This window comes from Arsenicicoccus dermatophilus (genome assembly GCF_046267915.1).
Classification (GTDB): domain Bacteria; phylum Actinomycetota; class Actinomycetes; order Actinomycetales; family Dermatophilaceae; genus Arsenicicoccus; species Arsenicicoccus dermatophilus_A.
In genome coordinates, this window is sequence record NZ_CP176520.1 from 1,883,653 (window position 1) to 1,903,895 (window position 20,243).

Genomic DNA, 20,243 nt, shown 5'->3' on the forward strand with positions numbered 1-20,243 from the left:
AGCCTGGCCCCAGGAGACGCTCGCGGGGGTCGGCCCCGCAATCACCCAACGCGCCCCCCACCGCCACGGCATACGTGAAAGGGCCGGATCCGTGGTGACGGATCCGGCCCTACGTGCGGTCGGGCTGACAGGATTTGAACCTGCGACCCCTTGACCCCCAGATCGCCCCGAGGCCTTCCGTCGCAGGTCGCGGGGTCGTTGGAGTGCGTCGCAGTGGCTCGGAGACGCCCGTCGTGCACCCTGTGAGGAACATCCGAGGAACACGCTTTGGGGGCCTGACTCCCCCGTTCCGGCGTGATCCGCGCCCTGGTCCCGCCGCCAATCTGGTGCAGCTGCTCGGCGCGGATTGCGGCGGGTCGCGGGCCCGGGCTGCGAAGCCCGGTAGATGGAGGTCGGTCGGCAGCGGCTAGGTCGCGCCCGGCGACTGCGCCGGCCTTTTGCTCACGGTGGGGCGTCTCGGACTTGGTGCCGAGGCGCCCCTTCGTCATGTCCTGGTGCTGGGCGGCGGTGGGGTGCGCGCCGGGTGGGGTGCGCGTAGGGAGCGAAGCGACCGGAGCGCGGGCCCCCGCCCAAGCGCGGGGCCCCGCCGACGACCGGCGCCCGCGCGCCGAAGGCGCGCCTTGAACCAGTACAGAAAGTTCTCATGGTGCGGATCGGCGTCGAGTCGGGGATGCTTGGGCTACAACGCATTCGAGGATCAGGGGCGCTAATGGACATGTCGGGCACAATGAACTTCGACGCAAACCTCGGCGAACTTGGGGTGCGCCTGACAGAACTTGTTGCGAAGAACGCAACTAGCCGGGTGGCAACCCGCATTGAAACCAAGAAGGCTGCTGGGCGATCGGACGAGACGATCACCGAACTCCAAGAGATCATCAGTGAACTGCTCGACGAACGCTCGGAACTGCAATTGATCGCACAGGCGTTCCGGGACCGTGTTCGTGCCGAGACAATAGACGTTGCTGACCTCGCGTACATCACAGAGAACCTGGTCCCCTTGGTCGAACGGTTGATAAGCCTCGGGGCCAAGGATGGTCAGCAGGCTGACACAGAGTCGGACGACGAAACTAGTGGTGAACCTGGAGACATTCCTTCCGAGGTTTTGGACCTTGTCAAGCGCCTTGTAAGCAAAGAGATGCTGACGTTGCTTCAGTTGGTGGGCTTCAACTACAAGCGCGCCATAGGCGAGCCTCTGACGAGCGTGGTGGAGTCGTACATAAGGGTGCTGATTAGGGAGAATGAGGAGCCCGACCAGAGGCTGCAGAGCGAACTTCAGCTGCTGGAGGCGAAGCGCAATGTTCTCGTACTAGAGGTCTGTTCGGACCCTGAAAAATACGCTCGGCTGGCGGGGTTGTCTTAGGCAGATGGAACGTCTAGCCCCTACAAGGCTTGAGTCGCGGCAGCGCCCGGTGCCCGTGGCGGCTTGGCCTTATTTGGACCGAGTCTCCGCAGCGACCCATTCCTGGTAGGCCTGAGCGCCGCTTGTCAAGGGCAGAACGATGACGCATGGCACCTCGTAGGGGTGCAGCTCGACGGCACGGGCGGTGACACGCTCAGCGAGGGCGGCCGTGGTGTGCATGGCGGCGCGAGTCTCGCGGTCGTGTTCGACCTTGCCTTTCCAGCGGTAGACGGACTCGATGGGGGTCAGGTGGGCGCAGGCGATCAGTCGTTCCTCGACGAGCTGCTCGGTGATGCGTGCGATGACGTCGGCGGGGCCGGTGGTGACGATCTCAACGGCATCGGTCATTGTTGAGCCCCTCCCTCGACGGCGGCGCGTAGGTTGTCGACTGCGGCGGTCTCGGTCTTGGCGATAGTGCCCCACCCGGTGAGAACGGGGCCGTCGTGGGACTGGCCGACCCAACGGCCGAGCATGTGCTGTCCGTGGGTGTCGATCCGGAAGAACATGGTGCCCATCGAGCGGACACCTGAGTCGGCGGCGGCGTACCAGCCCATGAGGACGACGTTGTCCCACAGGCGCAGCTCTCCGCGCCACAGGTAGCCACCCTCGTCGAGAGTGACGTTGCCACGGTCCTTGGCGTTGATCTGGATCAGGTCGCCGCGCTGGTGCAGCGCCACGGGCTGGGCGGTGAACGCCGGCTGGCCGTCCTTCCAGGTCTCCCAGGAAGCCCACCACTCGCCCGACAAGCCGACGCGCTGGGTCTGCGCTCCCGCGAGTTCGTCGAGGGTGATGTCGAGGGCCTCGGCGATCTGGCGACCGACAGACAGGCTCGGCTGCGCCTCTCCGGCTTCGTAGCGGCGAATCTGGCGCTTGTCGATGCCGACTCGCTCCGCGAGGTCGGCCTGACTGAGGCCGAGCGCAGCGCGCCGGGCGCGTATGACGTCTGGCATTTCCACTCCTGGATTGTCGCAGGTCAGGGACCGATCTGTCCTCTAGGAGGACTTGCACGGCTCGGCAGGGGCAGCATTTGTCCTTGCAGGGGGCGCCTCCTGCCCCTAGGGTGACTGATACAGCCGATGGGGCAGTAAGAGTCCCAATCAGTCACGGAGGTTCTCCTATGGCCATGCAAAAGCGGTTCTCGGTGCAGCACTCGGACGTGTTCCCTGCGGGGGCGTTCTTGACGGGGGAGGTGGAGGCGGTCCTGGACTTCAACGCCCCCAAGCGGGCGGACGGGTCGCGGGTGCAGCAGACGTGCAAGAACACCGGCCTGCCCCTCTGGTCAGTGCAGGTCGTGGATGCCGACCCCGAGGCGGGCAAGCGGGACAAGACAGTGACGGTGAAGATCGCCGCGAAGGTGCAGCCTGTCCCGCCCGTCAACGACACGCCGTTCCCGTTCACCCCGGTCGAGTTCGTGGGCCTGACCGCGCTGCCGTGGGTGGACGATTCCGGTGGGCGCGCCCGGTTGGCGTGGTCGTTCAAGGCCGCGCACATGACCGCTCCGGGCCAGGCAGGTAAGGCCGGTGCTGGCGACGCTGGCAAGGCGGCCTGACCATGACCACCCTGGACAGCCCTTCGCGGGACGTGTCGGGCCTCGGGTGGGGCGACGTGCGGCGTGCAGCTGCTCGCCTCTGGCACACCCTGGTACTGGCGGCGCGAATCGTCGCGGCCGTTGGCGGCTGGGTGGGCCGGTCGTACGTGTACGGCCTGCTCGTCGTGTTTGCCTGCGTCGTGGTGCGTCTAGGTGTGATGTCCAGACAGGTTGTCCAACCTGGTGATGGGGGCGACCTTGCCGATCGCTGAGTGGGGCCGGTGGTGGTTGTAGTCGTGGAGCCAGGGTGCCAGGGCCGCGATCCGGTCGGCTTCGCTTGGGGTAGAACTTCTTGAAGGCCCACCCGTCGGCCAGGGTCCGGTGGAAGCGCTCGATCTTGCCGTTGGTCTGCGGCCGGTACGGGCGGGTCCTCTTGGGGGTGATGCCGAGCTCGGTGCAGGTGTCGGCCCATAGGTGGGATCGGTACGCGCCGCCGTTGTCGCTGATCACGCGCTTGACGGTGACGCCGCGTTCGGCGAACCACGCGACCGCGTTGCGCAGCACGAGGGCGGCCGTTTCCTTGGTCTCGTCGTCGTGGGCCTCCACGTACGCGACGCGGGAGTGATCGTCGATGACGGTGTGCAGGTAGCAGGTCCCGATCAGGGGCTGGCGGTACTTGCTCTTCGGGACGCCCGTGCGTGCCGACGTGGCGGCGCGGTGACGCTGGCCCGCGGCGCGTCCGACGTACCGCCAGCCGCCGCCGTCGGGGACCTTGCCGAGCTTCTTGACGTCGACGTGCAGCAGGTCGCCCGGGTGGTCGTGCTCGTACCGGCGGATCGGTTCGCCGGTCGCCCGGTCGAGGTAGGACAGCCGGTGCAGCCGGCACCGGGTCAGGACGGCGTGCACGGTGGATGCGGGGACGCCGAGCAGGTCGCCGATCTGGACCGGTCCCATCCGGTGCCGCAGTCGGGCTCGCACGATCCGGCGGACCAGGCGTGGCGGGGTTCGGCGGGGTTGGTGATGGGGGCGGCTGGACCGGTCGAGCATCCCGGCGCTGCCCTCCTCGGCGTAGCGGCGGGCCCACTTCGCTGCCGTCCTCCACGACACGTCGAACCGTTCGGCAGCCCGGGCGACGGGCCACCCCTGGTCGACCACGAGCATCCCCAGGCGCAGGCGCGCGCGTGGGGTCAAAGCAGCGTTGGCATGGGTAGCGTGAGACACGAAGACCTCCTGGTCGCGGAGCGGAACCGTCAGACAGCTCCACTCCACACCGGGAGGTCTTCGCCTGCCACCGGATCAGACCGTCACATCGCAACGACTCGACCAACGTGCCTGGACATCACATCTAGGCAGCGACGACGCCACCGCCCTCGTCCTGACCCTCGGCTACGTCGCCCCCGTCATGGGGCTCGGGTCGTGGCAGGCCCTCGCCCCGGTGTCGTATGAGCGGGTCGTGGGTGGGCCTCTGCGGCGGTTCGGGTGGCGTCGGGTGGTGCGTCGCGACTGGCGACACCTGTGCGAGTCCTCCGGCTGGGCACGCGTCCGCGCGGTCGAGGTGCCCGCTGGCGTGGTCGAGCCTGGCACCCCGGCCCGGATCGTCGCCGTCCCCCGCTTGCGCCGGGTCACCACACGCGGCGCTGTCGTGTCCCTCGTCATCCGTGCCCGTCACGGGCAGACCTTGGACGAGCTAGAGGCCGGCGTCCCGCGCCTCGCCTCGACCCTGGGCGCGGTCACGTATGCGCCCCGGCAGACCGGTGCGTCCTGCTCGGTCCTCGCGGTCGATCTGGTCATGGCCGATCACCTCGACACCCCCACCACGACCCCCGCTCCGACCACGACGCCCATGCCGTACGGGCGCGGCCTGGTCATCGGCCGGACCCAGACCGCCGCCCCGTGGCGCCTGGATGTGCTGGGGCGGCACACCCTCGTCGTCGGCTGCTCCGGGTCCGGCAAGGGGTCGATCTTGTGGGGCATCGTCACCGCCCTCGCCCCGGCAGTCCCGTCCGACTGCGTGCGGCTGTGGGGCATCGACCTCAAGCGCGGCGTCGAGCTGTCGATGGGCGCCGGCTTGTTCTCGGCTCGTGCGTTCACCACCGACGACGCCCTGGCGGTGCTGCGCGACCTCGTGGCCGTGATCGAGGAACGTGGGGACCGCATGGCCGGTGTCTCCCGCCTGCACCAGCCGAAGCCGGGTGACCCGCTGCACGTCCTCGTCATCGACGAACTCGCCGCGCTCCTGGCCTACGCCGACGCCGACACCCGCCGCGACGCCGAACGACTCCTCGCGCTCATCCTGACCCAGGGCCGCGCCCTCGGCGTCTCCGTGGTCGCCTGCGTGCAAGACCCGCGCAAGGAGACCGTCAAGCTGCGGGGCCTGTTCACCCAGACCGTCGCACTCCGGCTGCGGTCCTCGATGGAAACCGTCATGGTCCTCGGTGAAGGTAAGTCCCACCGGGTTCCCGCCCACCGCATCAGCCCGGCCGCGCCGGGCACGTGCTGGGTCATCGACGACGAAGGCAACGCAACCCGAGCCCGCGCCCACTACTGGCCCGACGACGCCATCCGCGCCGCCGCGTCCTGCTACCCGACCCGCGTCCACGCACACCTCGTCCCGGCCCCTGACGCCGCGCCGCAGGACAGCCGCGACGACCAGGGCGATGAGCACGACACCGTGACCGGAACGGTGGTGGATGAAGGCAGCACCTACCGCGTCGAGCCCACTACCTCCGCCCCGTCGTGGGACAACCTCGTGACGTCCTCCCTCAGGCCGATGACCGGGACCGTCACCGCCCTTGGCCCCGGCACCGGCTCGGCGTCTCGGAAGCGCAAGCCCCGCAAGGCTCGCCGCTCCCGCGCTGGCGGTAAAGCCGCATGAGCACGCACACCGCTGCTCCCTCGTGGCAGACCCGCGCCGCCTGCGCGTCCCGCACTGACTTGCCGTGGCTGACCGACGCCGCCGACCTCGACCGGTGGGCCGTGCTGACCATGCGGGCCGTCTGCGACGCCTGCACTGTCCTGCTCGACTGCCTCGCGGTCGTCGACGACCTCGACGTCACCGGTGGCTGGTGGGCGGGCCAGGACCGCGACCCGCATGCGGTGCAGCTGCTCGACGCTGCCCCGTCATGGGTGCCCGTCCGCACCAGCAAGCGCGGACCGATCATCGCCCAGCAGGGCGCGTTCCCCCTCGACCTGACCGGCCTGCCGCTGGGTGGTGCGGCGTGACCGCTCTGGACTCGTGCAGTGGCGCACCCTCCACGTACACCGGGGGCGCCGCCTTCCCCGGCTATGGCGAGGGTGCACCGCTGGACCTGCCCAGCACGGCCACCGGCTCGATCCTGTCCCGCCTCCTGGACGGCACCCACCACGCGCTCGCCGACGCGCTCGTGTCGGTCAACAACTGCGCGCACCCCATCCGCCTCAACGGGTCATCGGTCACGGTGGACACGGCCACGGGCCAGGACGTCTCGTCCTTCTCGTCGGCTGACGCGCCCCTGGGCCAGCTGCTCGTCCCCTGCGGCAACCGCCGCGCCCACGTCTGCCCCGCCTGCAGCCGGGTCTATGCCCGCGACACCTTCGAGGTCATCCGCGCCGGTGTCGCCGGCGGCAAGACCGTCCCCGCCACCGTGGCCGCCTCCCCGCTGCTGTTCGCCACGTTTACCGCGCCGTCGTTCGGGCACGTCCGCGGCACCCGCCCCGACGGGGGACGCTGCCGTCCCAGGGCGTCGGATCACGTCGAGATGTGCCCCCACGGGGTCCGCCTGTCGTGCAACGCGAGGCACGACGAGACAGACCGCCTCGTCGGCTCTCCTTTGTGCTGGGACTGCTACGACTGGACCAGCGCTGTCGTGTGGCAGTGGCACGCCCCCGAACTCTGGCGACGCACCACCATCGCCATACGACGCCGCCTCGCTAAGACCCTCCACGTCCCTGCCTCACGCCTGCGCGACCTGGCATCGGTGCAGTTTGCCAAGGTCGCTGAGTACCAAGCGCGTGGGTTGGTGCACTTCCACGCGATGATCCGCCTCGACGGACCCGACGGACCCGGCAGCCCTGCACCCCTCGGCAGCGAGGTGTTCGCCCAGGCCGTGTGTGAGGCTGCCGCCTCGGTGACCGTCACGGCGCCGCCCGCGCTCGAGGACGACCCCGCCCGCATACTCGCCTGGGGCGTACAGCTCGACGTGCGGGCGGTCACGAACGGCCCCGCCCACCTGCGCACCTCGGACGAGCTGAGCGCCGAGCAGGTCGCGGGCTACCTCGCCAAGTACGCCACCAAGGACGCCGCCGATCTCCGCGCGGACGGCCACCGACCCCACCTCGCCCGCCTCCGCACCGTCTGCCAGAGCGTGGCCTGCGCCGCCTCTCAGCGGGACGAGGACCGCCGCGCTTCGCTCCCCGTGCCCGTCCCCGTCGACCCCGCCACCGGCCGCGACCCCTACACCCTGATCGGCAAGTGGGCACACATGCTCGGCTTCCGAGGACACTTCGCCACCAAAAGCCGGCGTTACAGCGTCACCCTCGCGCGCCTACGCCGCGCACGCCAACGCTTCCAACGACTCGCAGCGCAGGCGCAGCGAGAAGGCCGGCCTTTGGACACCCGCGACCTAGAGGCCCGGCTCCTGGCCGACGACGACACCGAGACCACCCTCGTCATCGGCTCCTGGACCTACGCGGGCACCGGCTGGCCCCGACCCGGAGACGCCGCCCTCGCCACCGCCGCCGCCGCTCGGGCTCGTGAGTACGACCAGTGGAAGGCCCAGCACCGCAAGCACTCCCCCACCACGACGAAGTGAGACCCAAGAGAGAGGAACTGCCGTGAATGAGTTCGAGCTGCTGACCACCCAGGAAGTCGCCCAGCGCCTGCACGTTGACCCATCGACGGTGAGGCGTTGGCGTCTCGATGGCGTCGGTCCGCGCCATATCCGTGTCAACAGGCTGTACCGCTACCCCGTGTTCATGCTCGATGAGTGGGTGCGGGAGCGCTTGGCTGAGAGCATCGCGTCATGAGGGCGCGCAAGTCCCCTCCCCTGGGCGCGCTCGTTGGGGGCTACGTACGGGCGCGGCCGACTCGCTCGGGTGAGGTGCGCTACCTCGCCCGCGCTCGGTAGACGCACCCGACGACGCACCACATCGAGCAGGTGGTGAGCACCTTCGCCACGGAGGCGGAGGCCTGGGCGTGGATCGACGAGCAGCGCCACGTGAGTCGTACCGGCCTCGACAAGGGGCAGACGCTCGCGACCTATGTCGACACGATCGGTCCGCGTTGGGCGCGAGCGATCGACTTCACGTCGACGATCGACCCCTACTCGGCGGGCCTGCGGCTACGGGTGCTGCCCGCCCTGGGGCACCTGCCAGTGTCGATGCTGACGGCCGGGCTGATCGACCGGGCGATCGACCGGTGGCAGGAGGACTATGGCGCCTCGACGGTGAAGAACACCGTGGCCGGGCTTGTCTTGGTGCTCGACGAGGCGGTGCGCGACGGGCTGATCCCCCGCAACCCTGCCAAGGACCGTGCTCGTCGCAAGGCTGCTGGTCGCGGTGCGGCGCAGCTGCAGGACCAGACCAACCCTCGTGACCTCGCCCTGCCCAACGTCGCGACCCTCGACCGGCTCGTCGCGGCTGTCGTCGACGCAGGGCGTCATCAGTGCTGGGGTGACGTAGTCATGGTGCTGGCGACGACAGGGCTTCGGGTCAGCGAGGTCGCCGGGCTCCAGGTCGGTGACGTCGACCTGGCTGGGGGCCTCATCCACGTCGAGCGGCAGACCTACCCCGGCAAGGGCGGTCTGAGCACCAAGGCCACGAAGGGCCGTCGGCGACGGTGGGTGCCGATCATCGACCCGTTGCGTCCGACGGTCGAGCGCCTCACCCAGGGGCGCCGACCGGACGCCCGTCTGATCACCGGCCCTCGCGGCGGCGTCATCACCACCGCCACACTGCGGGACGCGACCGGGTGGGACGACCTCGTGCGCTCGCTCGGCCTCGCCGGTCTTGTGCGACACGGCCTACGGCACACCGCCCTGACGTGGATGGCCGACGCGGGCACGGACCTGTACCTCTTGCAGCGCATCGCGGGGCACCAGGACCCGGCTGTGACCGCTCGCTACCTGCACCCGGATCATGAGGCGATCCGGGCTGCTGGGGAGCGATTCTCGGCCTGGTGGGAACAGTCCGGGAACATGCTGACCGTGCCCGCCGCGTCCGGAAACGTCGTCCCGTTGCACGCAAGAACGGCTGGACCTGCGTTCACAGGTCCAGCCGTTGCTGGTCGGGCTGACAGGATTTGAACCTGCGACCCCTTGACCCCCAGTCAAGTGCGCTACCAAGCTGCGCTACAGCCCGTTGCCCACCGCGGTGAGCGACACGTCACCTTAGCGCACTCGTGACGCGATCTTCCAATCCGTGCCGGCCACCGCGGAACATCCCAGGCCCCAAGCACGTTGCACCAGGTACGAACCCCTACGAGAGGACCCGATGGACACTCGTCGCACAAAGGCCTGGACCGACGCCCGCACCTTGCTGCGCAAGCACCAGCAGACCCACGGAGAGCTGAGGGGCGTCATCGCCCGGCCTCCCCGGCGTGAGTCCTCGGCCGGCGACTGACCGCCACCGCCCCGCAGACCCAGCGCGGAGCCGCACACCCCCCGGTGCGGCTCCGCGCTGTCGTGCGTGGGCCTGTTGCGGTCCCACCCCGCGGCTGCGTCTGCGGCGGTATGCCGGTCCGCGCGACCCCGGTCCGGCATACCGCCACCTCCGGCTGCTGCCGGACAGCCGACTCAGCGGGACTGGCGGCGCCGCTTCTCGCGGACCCGCACGGAGATCTCGATCGGGGTGCCCTCGAAGCCGAACTCCTCGCGCAGCCGCCGCTCCAGGAAGCGCCGGTAGCCCGCCTCGATGAAGCCGCTCGCGAAGATCACGAACCGCGGCGGGCGCGTCGCGGCCTGCGTGGCGAAGAGGATGCGGGGCTGCTTGCCGCCGCGGACGGGGTGCGGGTGCGCCGCGACGATCTCGCCGAAGAAGGAGTTCAGCTTGCCCGTCGGGATGCGGGTGTCCCAGGACTCCAGCGCAGTCTCGAGGTAGGGCACGAGCTTGCCGGTGTTGCGCCCGGTGGTGGCGGAGACGTTGACGCGCGGCGCCCACTGGATCTGCACGAGCTCCCGCTCGATCTCGCGCTCGAGGTAGTAGCGGCGCTCCTCGTCGACCAGGTCCCACTTGTTGTAGGCGACGATCAGGGCGCGGCCGGCGTCGACGACCTGCTGGATGACGCGGATGTCCTGCTCGCTGATGGGCTCGCCCGCGTCGATCAGGACGATCGCGACCTCGGCCTTCTCCAGGGCGGACTGGGTGCGCAGCGAGGCGTAGAAGTCGGCGCCGCGGGTCTGGTGGACGCGCCGCCGGATGCCGGCGGTGTCGACGAAGCGCCAGGTGGTGTCCCCGAGGCGGATCAGCTCGTCGACGGGGTCGCGGGTGGTGCCGGCGACGTTGTCGACGACGACGCGCTCCTCCCCCGCGAGCCGGTTGAGCAGGGAGGACTTGCCGACGTTGGGGCGCCCGAGCAGCGCCACCCGGCGCGGCCCGCCCCGCTCGTAGGCGCCGCCCACCTTGGACACCGCGGGCAGCACCCGCAGCACCTCGTCGAGGACGTCGCCGGAGCCGCGTCCGTGCAGCGCGGACACGGGCCAGGGCTGCCCGAGCCCGAGGCCCCACAGCATCGCCGCGTCGGCCTCGCCGCGCTGGTCGTCGACCTTGTTGGCGACGAGGATGACCGGCTTGCCGGAGCGGCGGAGCATCTTGACGACGGCCTCGTCGGTGTCGGTCGCGCCGACGGTCGCGTCGACGACGAAGAGCACCGCGTCGGCGAGCTCGACGGCCACCTCGGCCTGCTCGGCGACGCGCAGGTGGATGCCGGTCGCGTCGACCTCCCAGCCGCCGGTGTCGACGAGCGTGAACTTGCGGCCCGTCCACTCCGCGGCATACGCCACGCGGTCGCGGGTCACGCCGGGCACGTCCTCGACGACGGCCTCGCGGCGGCCGATGATGCGGTTGACCAGGGTGGACTTGCCGACGTTGGGCCGGCCCACGACGGCGAGGACCGGCAGCGGTGCGGAGCCCTCCTCGTCGGACTGGCTGTCGGGCTCGGCGTCGATGAGGGCGAGGTCCTCGTCGGTCAGCTCGAAGTCCTCGAGCCCGGCGCGCAGCGCCTGCTCCACGCCCTCGTCGAGCTCCAGCGGCGCGTCGGCCGCCGACTGGTCGAGGGGCTGGTTGTCGTGATCGCTCACCTGAGAGGTCCTTCGCTACGCCATCCGGTATGCCGCGGAGCGGGCACACCACCACCCATTGTCCCCCATCGAGCCGCCCTATCCCTCTGCCCGCTCCGAGCCGGGCCTCCGCATCGGCCTCATGACTCCGCTCGGCCCGTTCGCCATGTCCAAGGACGCCGCCGGTCTTGACACGCCGTTTCCCTCTGAAGCGCTCCCGAAGGCCTGTTCCCCGACGCACGCGCCGCCGGCCGACCTCCGGCCCCGTGAACCATGCCGTGACGCAGCCAGACCCAGGCACAGCTCGGCACCACTCACCTCGGACACCACCAGGCTATTCATCATCATCGTTGAGGAGACGCTCCATCATGCGATCAATGGGGCCTCCCTCGACTGGATGCAGCATTCGATATATGAAATATGCCCACCAAGCGGAATATCCGACGATCAAGACGGTCCCGACCAAGAATTGAAGACTCCAGGCAGGGAATCCTCTCACCAGCACCGCGCCTACCATGTAAGGCGAGAATATCAGGACGCCTCCCGTCACGATACTTCCATGACCGTTGTGGTCCTCGTAGATCGCCATAGCGCCTCCGCATTTGTTCACGACAATCGGTCCGTCGGGCCGATTGTTCGATGATCGATAAAAGCGTGATCTCGCACACCGCGCCATGTTGCGGTAAAAAATCAGGACCATGCCCGAACGACGCTGCCTCCCCAGATAGCCCAGACGACGATTGTCACCAAGAAGGCGGTCAGTCCAGCGAGCCGCCGACCTCGTGTCTGCGCCTTGACCTCAGCCGTCAGTAGTTGATCCATGAGCACGGCTGGCCTCCCGAGCGTGGCGACGGTGACAACGATGCAGATGACTGCCCCAGCTCGCAGACAGTCACGAACGGGAATCCCCGCTATATGACCTCGAACCAGCACGAGCAGAGCCGCCGTGATCCATCCCAGACTGGCAAGTGCTCTTTCCGAGAGAGAGAGGGAGGGCAGCCGCGTCAATCATTGTGAGCGCGATCACCATGGAAAGCATGCCGGAAAACGCTATGAGAGTCATGGTCTGCTCCCCATCATCGACGACATGTCCCCTGTCAACGTCAACCCCGTGCAGGCAACGGGAGCTTGCCTGACGCCGGGACGGCACCCTGCCGCCTCGCGCAAAGTCACCAGGGAATAAAACTAATCCCATACAGGGCCCAGGCGAAAAGGAGAGAACCTAGCCCCCATGTCATTCTCGATATGCCACGAGAAGCATGACCCTCCGTGCTGCAACCCTCAGCTGCGACTTCCTCGAGCGTACGCAGAAGATTCTTCATCTCGCCGGAGCCGCCTGCCATCAAGTCCATGGTGGACTGCTGCACACCGAGGAGCTTGATCTTCCTCCCCGAGGCGATCAGGAGCCTTGGCCAATGCTGTTGCTTCCATTGGATCTCGACCACCTGCGAGACGGGTATCGAATACCGATGGACCGGATTGCGAACATCGACCCACCCGGTACGCACTTCGACCCAGGTATCGCACAAAATTCGATAGAGGGATATCGAGCAAAGAAACAAGGCCGATGCCGTACCGAAGACTTCTTGCCCGGTCATGGGGTCAACGTCGGTCAAGGCTCCTCTGTTCAACATCAGCGCCGATCCGAGCAGAAGCATCCAGGACGAGGCTGCACCTCCTAGCACGTTCCCCAGGCTTTGAAACCTCTCGGGGAATCGATCTCCATCCATGATGACGATGATCCTTTTCACTAACACGAAGAGTCACGTCGCGGCGGGTTCAGCAATGATATGAGGTCATGGAGTCAGCGGCCGTCTCGATCCACGTCTCCACGGCGGTAGAACCACCTCAACCCTCTCAGCCCTGCCAACAGGATGATGAGATTCGCAACCCCGGCAAAGAGTCCCCACAGATAGTCTCTCATGTTCCAGTTCTCCCAATCTGGTTCGATGGTCACTCAACGACACGCGTCTCAACGTCGCCTGCACCGTGCGCCACGACCTGACGAGTCTCACCACCCCACTAGGCCGAGAATCCGAGAATGAGGTTTTCTCACCAGGTTTGTCGGTCTGAGGGTGCTGCGGAGCTGGGACCTGCGGGGACGGCGTGTCGGATAGGTGCACGCGGGGCCCGGTGGTCAGGCTCGGTTTCACCTCTGTCCTTCCGCCCGAACCGAGCCCCGCATGCTGTCCTGTCGTGCCACCCTGCCCGTCCCCCTGGCCGTCGTCCGTCGCGTGTCCGCGTGGCTGCAGCATCACCGCGGACTTCACGATGCGCGCCCCTATCAGCGGACCGCGACGTGCTGGACCCAAGCCGTCCTGTTCCTGCGGTGGCTGGTCGACGCCACCGGCGTGCACCGCCTCGCGCGTGATCACGGCCTGTCCCAGGCGACCGCGTACCGATACCTGCACGAGGCCATCACCGTCGTCGCCGACCGCGCCCCGTCCCTGGAAGACGTCCTGGCCGACCAGCTCGACGCGGGCGCCCCGTTCGTGTGCCTGGACGGCACCCTCGTCCGCACCAACCGCTGCTCCGCCCCTTCCACCAGCACGAACGGCTACGACGTGTGGTACTCCGGCAAGCACCACGCTCATGGCGGGAACGTGCAGGTCCTCACCGACTCCACCGGGTTCCCAGAGCCTTTTCCATCTTGGCTGGCAGGGTGTTGGGTGGGCGGCGTGGTGGCGTGGGATGGGGCGAAGCTCCTGGTAGAAGCGGGGTTACCACACCAACCGCTGCGCCAGGAGCTTCGCTGTGCTTGTCTATCCCGTCGGGCTGCCCGTGTCCACCACCGCCCACGATGTCCTGACCCGCGCCCTGGCTCAGGATCGTGCCCGTCGGGGCACCTGGCGGCGGCTGTCACCGGCCCGGCAAGCACTGCTGGTCCTGGCCCACCAGCCACGGCAACCACACGTACACCGCGCTGGCCGCGGGTTTCGGTATCGGCACCGCCACGGTCTACCGGTACGTCGTGGAGGCCTGCGAGGTGCTCGCCGCCATGGCCCCAACCCTCGATCAGGCGCTTGAGCGGGCACGGTCGAAGGCCTACCTGGTCCAGGGGCGGCACCGTGACCGGGAACCGACCGCGTCAAGACCAGACCCAAGGGCGCGGACCGGGCCCACCACGGCGGCAAGACCAGACGGCACGGCATGAACGAGCGCTGGTCATCGCCTCCGGGCGAGGTGACCTCGTGTGGTGCTCCCCAGCCGTCCCCGGGCGCCTGCCACGACGTACGCGCCGCCCGGCAGCACCACATCCCCGACGCCCTGGCAACCCTGACCGCCCAGGGCCTGCTCGTCCTGGCGGACAAGGGATACACCGGCATCGGCGCCAGGGGTCACCACCCCCATCCGCGCCGTCCACCGCCACCACGACACCGGCCACTTCGCACGCCGAGACCTCTCCGTCAACGGGCCGCTTACACCGTTCCTGCGACAGTCCCGCCACGCGCGGCCGGCCCCAGCCCGACGGGAGTGAGGGCCGGCAGGCGGACACGTCCTGACGAGGCCGGGCGGCCCCGCCCACCCGACCTCAGTCGCGGATGCGGCCCATGGCCGAGGCGATCTCGTCGAGCACGGCCTCCACGGACCCCTGCAGGGTCAGGTCGGAGGTGTCGATGGTGATCACGCCGGGCGCCGCGGTCATGAAGCTCGACACCGTGGAGTCGTCCCGGTCGCGGCGCACGATCTGGTCCCGGGTGGCGGCGACGGACTCGGCCGACGCCTGACCGTGCAGCTCGGTGGCGCGCCGGCGCAGCCGCGCCTCCTCCGACGCGACGAGCAGCAGTCGCACGTCGGCGTCGGGGGCGACCACGGTGGTGATGTCACGGCCCTCGGCGATGATCCCGCCGCGCCGGCGACCGACGCGGCCGATGATCTCCCGCTGGCGGCGGCGCAGCTCGGCGCGGACGTCGAGGTTGGTGGCGACCTGGGAGACGACCGAGGCGATCTCGGTGGTGCGGATCGCCTCGGCGACGTCGGTGCCGTCGACGTGCACGGTGGGGGCGACGGGGTCGGTGCCCATCTCCAGCGGGAGGGCGCGCACGGCCTCGGCGACGCGGGCCTGGTCGGCGAGGTCGATGCCCTCGTGCAGGCACCACCAGGTGGCCGCGCGATACATCGCGCCCGTGTCGAGATAGCCGTGACCGAGCCGCTGGGCAGCCATCCGGGAGACCGTGGACTTCCCTGAGCCCGAGGGGCCGTCGATCGCGACGACCACCAGGTCGGGGCCGTTCATCTGGTCCTCGGGCGAGGTCGGCAGCAGGTTGGGCTCGGTCATGGGGCAGACCCTAGTGGATGGTCCAGCCACCGGCTCCGAGGTGGGTGCGCAACCGATCCGCCACCCCCGGGAGCACCGACACCTCGGCGAGGGCGACGGGGTGTCCGACGGCGTGCTCGAGGTGCAGGTCCTCCAGGTTGATGCCCGCCTCACCCATCGCCGCGAACAACCTGCCCAGCGCCCCGGGCTCGTCCGGCACCACCACGGTGACGACGGTGTATGGCGTCGGAGCGCCACCGTGCTTGCCGGGCACGCGGGCGCGACCGTGGTTGCCGTCGTCGAGCAGCCGGGCCAGCACCGCACGCGCGCCGGGGGCGTCGCCGCCCGCGGCCAGCGCCTCCAGCGCGCCCACCGCGTCGTCCAGGTCGGTCCGCACCGCCCGCAGCAGCGCCGCGACGCCCGCCGCGTTGCCGGCGAGGATCTGGGTCCACAGGCCGGGGTCGCTCGCCGCGATCCGGGTGACGTCGCGCACCCCCTGGCCGCACAGGGCGACCGCGTCGTCGGGCTCGTGGCGCAGGCGGGCGGCGGTGAGCGTGGCCATGAGCTGGGGCAGGTGGGAGACGGCGGCGACGGCCGCGTCGTGCTCCTGCGGCCCGAGGGTGACGACCTCGCCGCGGGCCGCCCGCGCGAGGGAGACCACGAGTGCCACCGCCTCGGCGGACGACTCGGGCGAGGGCACCACCACCCAGGGGCGCCCCGTGCACAGGTCCGGGCGGGCCGCGACGGCGCCGGAGCGCTCGCGCCCGGCCATGGGGTGGCTGCCGACATACCGCCGCAGGTCGCCGCCGAGCGACCGCACCGTCGCCAGCACCGTCGACTTGACCGAGGCCACGTCGGTGACGACCGCCGACGGCCAGCGCGCCAGCTGGGTGGCGACGACGGCGCCGGTCACGTCCGGGGGCGCGGCGACCACGACCACGTCGGGTGCGAGCACGTCGGGCGCGAGCTCGTCGATCGTGCCCGCCCCCAGGTCCCGGGCCAGCGCCGCGGCGGTCGGCGAGGGATCCTCCAGCGACACCGGCCAGCCCGCGGCCCGCAGCGCCAGCGCGACCGAGGTGCCGATCAGGCCGGTGCCGACGATCCGGGCGCGCGGCGCACCAGCAGCCTCGCTCACAGCTGGGCGGCCTCGTAGAGCGAGGAGATCTCCTGCCGGGTCAGGGGGCGCATCTTGCCGGCCTTGAGGTGCCCGAGACCGACCTCGCCGACCTTGACCCGCACCAGGTTGATGACCGGGTGGCCGACGGCCTCGAGCATGCGGCGGACCACGTGCTTGCGACCCTCGTGGATGACGATCTCCAGCACGGCCTTGCCCGGCGAGGAGTCGATGACCTTGAACGAGTCGACCCGCACGGGGCCGTCCTCCAGCTCCACGCCCTCGCGCAGCTGGCGGCCGAGGTCGCGGGGCACCGGGCCGGGCACCTGGGCGAGATAGGTCTTGGTCACGCCGTAGGCCGGGTGCTGCAGCCGGTGGGCGAGCTCGCCGTCGTTGGTGAGCAGCAGCAGCCCCTCGGTGTCCTGGTCGAGGCGTCCGACGTGGAAGAGCCGCGTCTTGCGGCCCTCGCCGAGGTAGTCGCCGATGTCGACGCGGCCGAGCTCGTCGTTCATCGAGGTGACCACGTTGAGCGGCTTGTTGAAGGCGTAGTAGACCTTCGTCTCGTCGAAGATCACCCGCACGCCGTCGACGTGCACCTGCGCGGTGGCCGGGTCGACGCGCACGCCCATGTCGGTGACGACCTGGCCGTCGACCTGGACGTGCCCCTCGGCGATGAGGTTCTCGCAGGTGCGGCGGCTGCCGATGCCGGCTGAGGCGAGAAGCTTCTGCAGGCGGGTGCCGTCAGGGTCGTGCACGTCGACGTAGGGCTGGGCCGGACCCCGGCCGCGTCCGCCCGCACCGCCGGGCGCCTGCGCACCCTGGCCGCGCACCGGACGCTGACCGGCGACACGCCGCGCCCCCGGCTTGCGCTGCGGGCCCCCGGTCGGGCCGCCCGCGCGACCGCCCCCGGCGCCGGTGTAGCCCGACCCCCGGCGCGCGCCGCCCTGGCCCCGGCCGGAGCCACCCCTGCTGTTCTGCTGCGGACTCATGTGGTCAGCGCCCCTGTTCTGCGATCTCGTCGAGGATGTCGGTGTCTGGCAGGTACGGCGCCAGGGCCGGCAGCTCGTCCAGGCTCGTGAGGCCCATCCGCTGCAAGAAGTATGGCGTGGTCCCGTAGAGCACCGCACCGGTCGTCTCGTCGTGGCCGATCTCGGTGATCAGGCCACGGGTCATCAGCGTGCGGATCACCCCGTCCACGCTGACCCCGCGCACCGCGCTGACGCGCGCCCGGGAGACCGGTTGACGATAGGCGATGACGGCGAGGGTCTCGAGCGAGGCCTGGGTCAGGCGGGCGCGCTGCCCGTCCAGGAGGAACTTCTCCACGGCCGGGGCGTGCTCGGGCCGGGAGTAGACGCGCCACCCGCCGGCCAGCGCCCGCAGCTGGAAACCCCGTCCCTGCTCGTCGTACTCGCGCGCCAGCTCGGCCAGGGTCACGCGCACCTCGTCGAGGGACACCTCCAGGGCCGCGGCGAGCGTCGGCTCGTCGATCGGCTCCTCGACCACCATGAGGACCGCCTCCAGCGCGGCGCGCAGACCACCGGGCAGGGCGCGCACGTCGACGGCGGCCTCCTCCGGCGGCTGAGGTGCCGCGTCCGGGGCCTCGATCTCGACCTGAGCGTCAGTCATCCCTCGACCTCCTGACCAGGGGGTATGTCGTCCGCCCGCCTCCGCTGCCGGGCGAGGGCCGCGAGCTCCTCGTCGGAGGGGTCACCCTCCCGCTCGGTCACGGGGTCACCCGCGACCACCGGACCGTCGGGGCGCGCGGGCTCGTCGAAGTCGGCGGAGATCTGCACCTCCTGGCCCTCCTCCCCCGTCCACCGCACGGTCAGCTCGCCCAGCGCCTCGGCCTGGTCGAAAGCCACCACCCGCTCCTTGAACAGCTCGAGCAGCGCGAGGAAGCGGGCGACGATCACCAGCGTGGAGTCGGCGTCGGCCACCAGCGCACGGAAGCTCATGGTGCCGCGGGCCCGCAGCCGCGCGGCCACCAGCGCCGCCTGCTCGCGCACCGACACCTGGGGCGCGTGCAGGTGGGTGAGCCCCACCTGCGGGGGCGCCTTCGGGGTGAGGACCCGCGCCGCGATCATCGCCAGCTGCTCCGGCGTCACCGTCATCACCAGCTCGGGCAGCAGCGCCGCGAACCTCGGCTCCAGGCCCGCCTGCCGCGGCCGCGCCCGCCCGTGCACGTCCATCCGCTCGGCGAAGGCGCCGGCGATCTGCTTGTACGCGCGGTACTGCAGCAGCCGGGCGAACAGCAGGTCCCGGGCCTCGATCAGCGCCAGGTCCTCCTCGTCGTCCGGGCCCGCGCTCGGCAGCAGCCGGGCGGCCTTGAGGTCCAGGAGGGTGGCCGCGACCAGCAGGAACTCCGACGCCTGGGACAGGTCCCACTCGGCGCCGCCCTCGTCGGCCGCGCGCTGCGCCGCCCGGATGTGCGCCACGAACTCGTCGGTGACCTGGGCCAGCGCGATCTCGGTGATGTCCAGCTTGTGCTTGCTGATCAGACCCAGGAGCAGGTCGAAGGGGCCGTCGAAGACGTCGAGGTGCACCTCGAAGGGCGTGGGCGCTCCTCGCCGGGTGAGCACCCCTCCCGGGACCGAACCCTCGGGCAGCACGCCCGGGACGTCCGCGGTCATGACGCTCAGGCGGCACCACCGCGGGCGATGAGCTCCCGCGCGAGCTGGCGATAGGCCTCGGCCCCGGAGTGGGCGGAGGCGTAGGACGTGATCGGCTCGGCGGCCAGCGTCGCGTCCGGGAACTTCACGGTGCGGGAGATGACGGTGTGGAAGACCGTGTCGCCGAAGTGGTCCACGACCGAGCGGACGACCTCGCGGGAGTGGAGCGTGCGACCGTCATACATCGTCGCCAGGATGCCGTCGATCTGCAGGCGCGGGTTGAGCCGGTCGACGATCTTCTCGATCGTCTCCACGAGCAGCGCCACGCCGCGCATCGCGAAGAACTCGCACTCCAGCGGGATGATGACGCCGTGCGCCGCGGTGAGCGCGTTGACCGTCAGCAGACCCAGCGAGGGCTGGCAGTCCACGAGGATCACGTCGTAGTCGTCCAGGACCGGGCGCAGCACCCGCGCCAGGATCTGCTCGCGGGCGACCTCGCCGACCAGCTGGACCTCGGCGGCCGACAGGTCGATGTTGGCCGGGACCACGTCGACGTTGTCGGTGCGGGTGGGCTGGATGACGTCGCGGATGTCGATGCGGCGGTCGACGAGCAGGTTGTAGATCGTGGTGTCCAGGTCGTTGGGGCGGATCCCGAAGCCGACGGACAGGGCGCCCTGCGGGTCGAAGTCGACCATCAGCACCTTGCGGCCGAGCTCGGCCAGCGCGGCCCCCAGGTTGATGGTCGTCGTGGTCTTGCCGACGCCACCCTTCTGGTTGCACATGGCGATCACGCGGGCCGGACCGTGGCTGGTCAGCGGCCTGGGCGTCGGAAACTCCGGCATCGGCCGACCCGTCGGTCCCACGTTGCCCTCGAAGGCGCTCGTCGTGCCCGGGAGCACGTCGTGGCGCGGCGACTCGAAGGCGGTCGGCTGCTGCTGGGTCTGCTCCGGGTGACTCATCCGGTCGATCAACTCCCACGCTGGTGCTGCGGTCTGCCTCGCGCAGATCGGTCAACCGTGACCATACCGTCACTACGCACAGTCAGGGCATCACCTCGCCAGGATCGGTGTGTGCGCGTGCCGG

At 70.0% G+C, this 20,243-nt stretch carries 19 protein-coding genes, 1 tRNA gene and 1 pseudogene; 9 read left to right on the forward strand and 12 right to left on the reverse strand.

The annotated features are described in order from the left end of the window. Nucleotides 1–643: 643 nt before the first annotated feature. Nucleotides 644–1,360 (forward strand): hypothetical protein, encoded by a 717-nt coding sequence (locus ACK2IS_RS09130; RefSeq protein ID WP_409483033.1) that lies wholly within the window; start codon nt 644–646, stop codon nt 1,358–1,360. 69 nt (nt 1,361–1,429) lie between these two features. On the opposite strand, the gene cutA is transcribed toward ACK2IS_RS09130, so the two are convergent. Beyond that, nucleotides 1,430–1,747, reverse strand: a complete 318-nt coding sequence (gene cutA, locus ACK2IS_RS09135; protein ID WP_409483034.1) for a divalent-cation tolerance protein CutA — start codon at nt 1,745–1,747, stop codon at nt 1,430–1,432. After that, nucleotides 1,744–2,349 (reverse strand): helix-turn-helix transcriptional regulator, encoded by a 606-nt coding sequence (locus tag ACK2IS_RS09140; protein WP_409483035.1) that lies wholly within the window; start codon nt 2,347–2,349, stop codon nt 1,744–1,746. The genes cutA and ACK2IS_RS09140 overlap by 4 nt, the downstream gene beginning before the upstream one ends. Nucleotides 2,350–2,522: 173 nt before the next feature. Here ACK2IS_RS09140 and ACK2IS_RS09145 point away from each other — a divergent pair, with 173 nt between their 5' ends. Both ACK2IS_RS09145 and ACK2IS_RS09150 read left to right on the forward strand, forming a co-directional pair. After that, on the forward strand, nt 2,523–2,948 hold the full coding sequence (locus ACK2IS_RS09145) for a plasmid replication, integration and excision activator (RefSeq protein WP_409483036.1): 426 nt from the start codon (nt 2,523–2,525) through the stop codon (nt 2,946–2,948). 2 nt (nt 2,949–2,950) lie between these two features. Further along, on the forward strand, nt 2,951–3,199 hold the full coding sequence (locus tag ACK2IS_RS09150) for a hypothetical protein (RefSeq protein WP_409485695.1): 249 nt from the start codon (nt 2,951–2,953) through the stop codon (nt 3,197–3,199). Here ACK2IS_RS09150 and ACK2IS_RS09155 read toward each other — a convergent pair. Continuing rightward, nucleotides 3,137–4,088, reverse strand: a pseudogene (locus ACK2IS_RS09155) (IS481 family transposase). The gene ACK2IS_RS09150 and the pseudogene ACK2IS_RS09155 sit on opposite strands and share 63 nt — an antisense overlap. A gap of 292 nt (nt 4,089–4,380) precedes the next feature. Here ACK2IS_RS09155 and ACK2IS_RS09160 point away from each other — a divergent pair. The 5 genes from ACK2IS_RS09160 (at nt 4,381) to ACK2IS_RS09180 (ending at nt 9,208) form a co-directional block, all read left to right on the forward strand. Further along, nucleotides 4,381–5,802 (forward strand): FtsK/SpoIIIE domain-containing protein, encoded by a 1,422-nt coding sequence (locus ACK2IS_RS09160; protein ID WP_409483037.1) that lies wholly within the window; start codon nt 4,381–4,383, stop codon nt 5,800–5,802. Then, nucleotides 5,799–6,149: a hypothetical protein gene (locus tag ACK2IS_RS09165; protein ID WP_409483038.1), complete on the forward strand. Its 351-nt coding sequence runs from the start codon at nt 5,799–5,801 to the stop codon at nt 6,147–6,149. Before ACK2IS_RS09160 ends, ACK2IS_RS09165 begins: the two co-directional genes overlap by 4 nt. Beyond that, complete coding sequence (locus ACK2IS_RS09170; protein ID WP_409483039.1) at nt 6,146–7,717, forward strand: replication initiator; 1,572 nt, start codon at nt 6,146–6,148, stop codon at nt 7,715–7,717. The genes ACK2IS_RS09165 and ACK2IS_RS09170 overlap by 4 nt, the downstream gene beginning before the upstream one ends. Beyond that, on the forward strand, nt 7,659–7,931 hold the full coding sequence (locus tag ACK2IS_RS09175; protein ID WP_409483040.1) for a helix-turn-helix domain-containing protein: 273 nt from the start codon (nt 7,659–7,661) through the stop codon (nt 7,929–7,931). The genes ACK2IS_RS09170 and ACK2IS_RS09175 overlap by 59 nt, the downstream gene beginning before the upstream one ends. A gap of 134 nt (nt 7,932–8,065) precedes the next feature. Continuing rightward, nucleotides 8,066–9,208, forward strand: coding sequence for a tyrosine-type recombinase/integrase (locus ACK2IS_RS09180; protein WP_409483041.1), 1,143 nt, complete (start codon nt 8,066–8,068; stop codon nt 9,206–9,208). Here ACK2IS_RS09180 and ACK2IS_RS09185 read toward each other — a convergent pair. After that, nucleotides 9,187–9,263 (reverse strand) — tRNA-Pro (locus ACK2IS_RS09185). The genes ACK2IS_RS09180 and ACK2IS_RS09185 overlap by 22 nt on opposite strands. 132 nt (nt 9,264–9,395) lie before the next feature. Here ACK2IS_RS09185 and ACK2IS_RS09190 point away from each other — a divergent pair. Beyond that, nucleotides 9,396–9,524: a hypothetical protein gene (locus tag ACK2IS_RS09190; RefSeq protein ID WP_409483042.1), complete on the forward strand. Its 129-nt coding sequence runs from the start codon at nt 9,396–9,398 to the stop codon at nt 9,522–9,524. A 173-nt stretch (nt 9,525–9,697) separates the two neighbouring features. Here the strand turns inward: ACK2IS_RS09190 and der are convergent, their stop codons facing one another. The 8 genes from der to ACK2IS_RS09230 all read right to left on the reverse strand — a co-directional run bounded on the left by der (nt 9,698) and on the right by ACK2IS_RS09230 (nt 20,119). Then, nucleotides 9,698–11,200 carry a ribosome biogenesis GTPase Der gene (gene der / locus ACK2IS_RS09195; RefSeq protein WP_409483043.1) on the reverse strand — a complete coding sequence of 501 codons (1,503 nt, stop codon included), beginning with the start codon at nt 11,198–11,200 and terminating at the stop codon, nt 9,698–9,700. A gap of 1,148 nt (nt 11,201–12,348) precedes the next feature. Beyond that, entirely contained in the window at nt 12,349–12,837 is a 489-nt protein-coding gene (locus ACK2IS_RS09200) for a hypothetical protein (RefSeq protein WP_409483044.1), read from the reverse strand. Between the two features lie 1,874 nt (nt 12,838–14,711). Then, on the reverse strand, nt 14,712–15,458 hold the full coding sequence (gene cmk / locus ACK2IS_RS09205) for a (d)CMP kinase (RefSeq protein ID WP_409483045.1): 747 nt from the start codon (nt 15,456–15,458) through the stop codon (nt 14,712–14,714). Nucleotides 15,459–15,468: 10 nt separating this feature from the next. Then, complete coding sequence (locus ACK2IS_RS09210) at nt 15,469–16,572, reverse strand: prephenate dehydrogenase (protein WP_409483046.1); 1,104 nt, start codon at nt 16,570–16,572, stop codon at nt 15,469–15,471. After that, nucleotides 16,569–17,540 carry a pseudouridine synthase gene (locus ACK2IS_RS09215; protein WP_409483047.1) on the reverse strand — a complete coding sequence of 324 codons (972 nt, stop codon included), beginning with the start codon at nt 17,538–17,540 and terminating at the stop codon, nt 16,569–16,571. The genes ACK2IS_RS09210 and ACK2IS_RS09215 overlap by 4 nt, the downstream gene beginning before the upstream one ends. Nucleotides 17,541–17,544: 4 nt before the next feature. Beyond that, nucleotides 17,545–18,177 carry an SMC-Scp complex subunit ScpB gene (scpB, locus tag ACK2IS_RS09220; RefSeq protein WP_409483048.1) on the reverse strand — a complete coding sequence of 211 codons (633 nt, stop codon included), beginning with the start codon at nt 18,175–18,177 and terminating at the stop codon, nt 17,545–17,547. Next, complete coding sequence (locus tag ACK2IS_RS09225) at nt 18,174–19,181, reverse strand: segregation and condensation protein A (protein WP_409483049.1); 1,008 nt, start codon at nt 19,179–19,181, stop codon at nt 18,174–18,176. Before ACK2IS_RS09225 ends, scpB begins: the two co-directional genes overlap by 4 nt. A 5-nt stretch (nt 19,182–19,186) precedes the next feature. Beyond that, nucleotides 19,187–20,119: a ParA family protein gene (locus ACK2IS_RS09230; RefSeq protein WP_409483050.1), complete on the reverse strand. Its 933-nt coding sequence runs from the start codon at nt 20,117–20,119 to the stop codon at nt 19,187–19,189. Nucleotides 20,120–20,243: the final 124 nt, after the last annotated feature.

Bases quoted from the DNA above. Each gene is read 5' to 3' on its own strand.
- ACK2IS_RS09130 (WP_409483033.1), top strand. From the start codon at position 644: ATGGTGCGGATCGGCGTCGAGTCGGGGATGCTTGGGCTACAACGCATT.
- cutA (WP_409483034.1), bottom strand. From the start codon at position 1,747: ATGACCGATGCCGTTGAGATCGTCACCACCGGCCCCGCCGACGTCATC.
- ACK2IS_RS09140 (WP_409483035.1), bottom strand. From the start codon at position 2,349: ATGCCAGACGTCATACGCGCCCGGCGCGCTGCGCTCGGCCTCAGTCAG.
- ACK2IS_RS09145 (WP_409483036.1), top strand. From the start codon at position 2,523: ATGCAAAAGCGGTTCTCGGTGCAGCACTCGGACGTGTTCCCTGCGGGG.
- ACK2IS_RS09150 (WP_409485695.1), top strand. From the start codon at position 2,951: ATGACCACCCTGGACAGCCCTTCGCGGGACGTGTCGGGCCTCGGGTGG.
- ACK2IS_RS09165 (WP_409483038.1), top strand. From the start codon at position 5,799: ATGAGCACGCACACCGCTGCTCCCTCGTGGCAGACCCGCGCCGCCTGC.
- ACK2IS_RS09190 (WP_409483042.1), top strand. From the start codon at position 9,396: ATGGACACTCGTCGCACAAAGGCCTGGACCGACGCCCGCACCTTGCTG.
- ACK2IS_RS09200 (WP_409483044.1), bottom strand. From the start codon at position 12,837: ATGCTTCTGCTCGGATCGGCGCTGATGTTGAACAGAGGAGCCTTGACC.
- cmk (WP_409483045.1), bottom strand. From the start codon at position 15,458: ATGACCGAGCCCAACCTGCTGCCGACCTCGCCCGAGGACCAGATGAAC.
- ACK2IS_RS09215 (WP_409483047.1), bottom strand. From the start codon at position 17,540: ATGAGTCCGCAGCAGAACAGCAGGGGTGGCTCCGGCCGGGGCCAGGGC.
- scpB (WP_409483048.1), bottom strand. From the start codon at position 18,177: ATGACTGACGCTCAGGTCGAGATCGAGGCCCCGGACGCGGCACCTCAG.
- ACK2IS_RS09225 (WP_409483049.1), bottom strand. From the start codon at position 19,181: ATGACCGCGGACGTCCCGGGCGTGCTGCCCGAGGGTTCGGTCCCGGGA.
- ACK2IS_RS09230 (WP_409483050.1), bottom strand. From the start codon at position 20,119: ATGAGTCACCCGGAGCAGACCCAGCAGCAGCCGACCGCCTTCGAGTCG.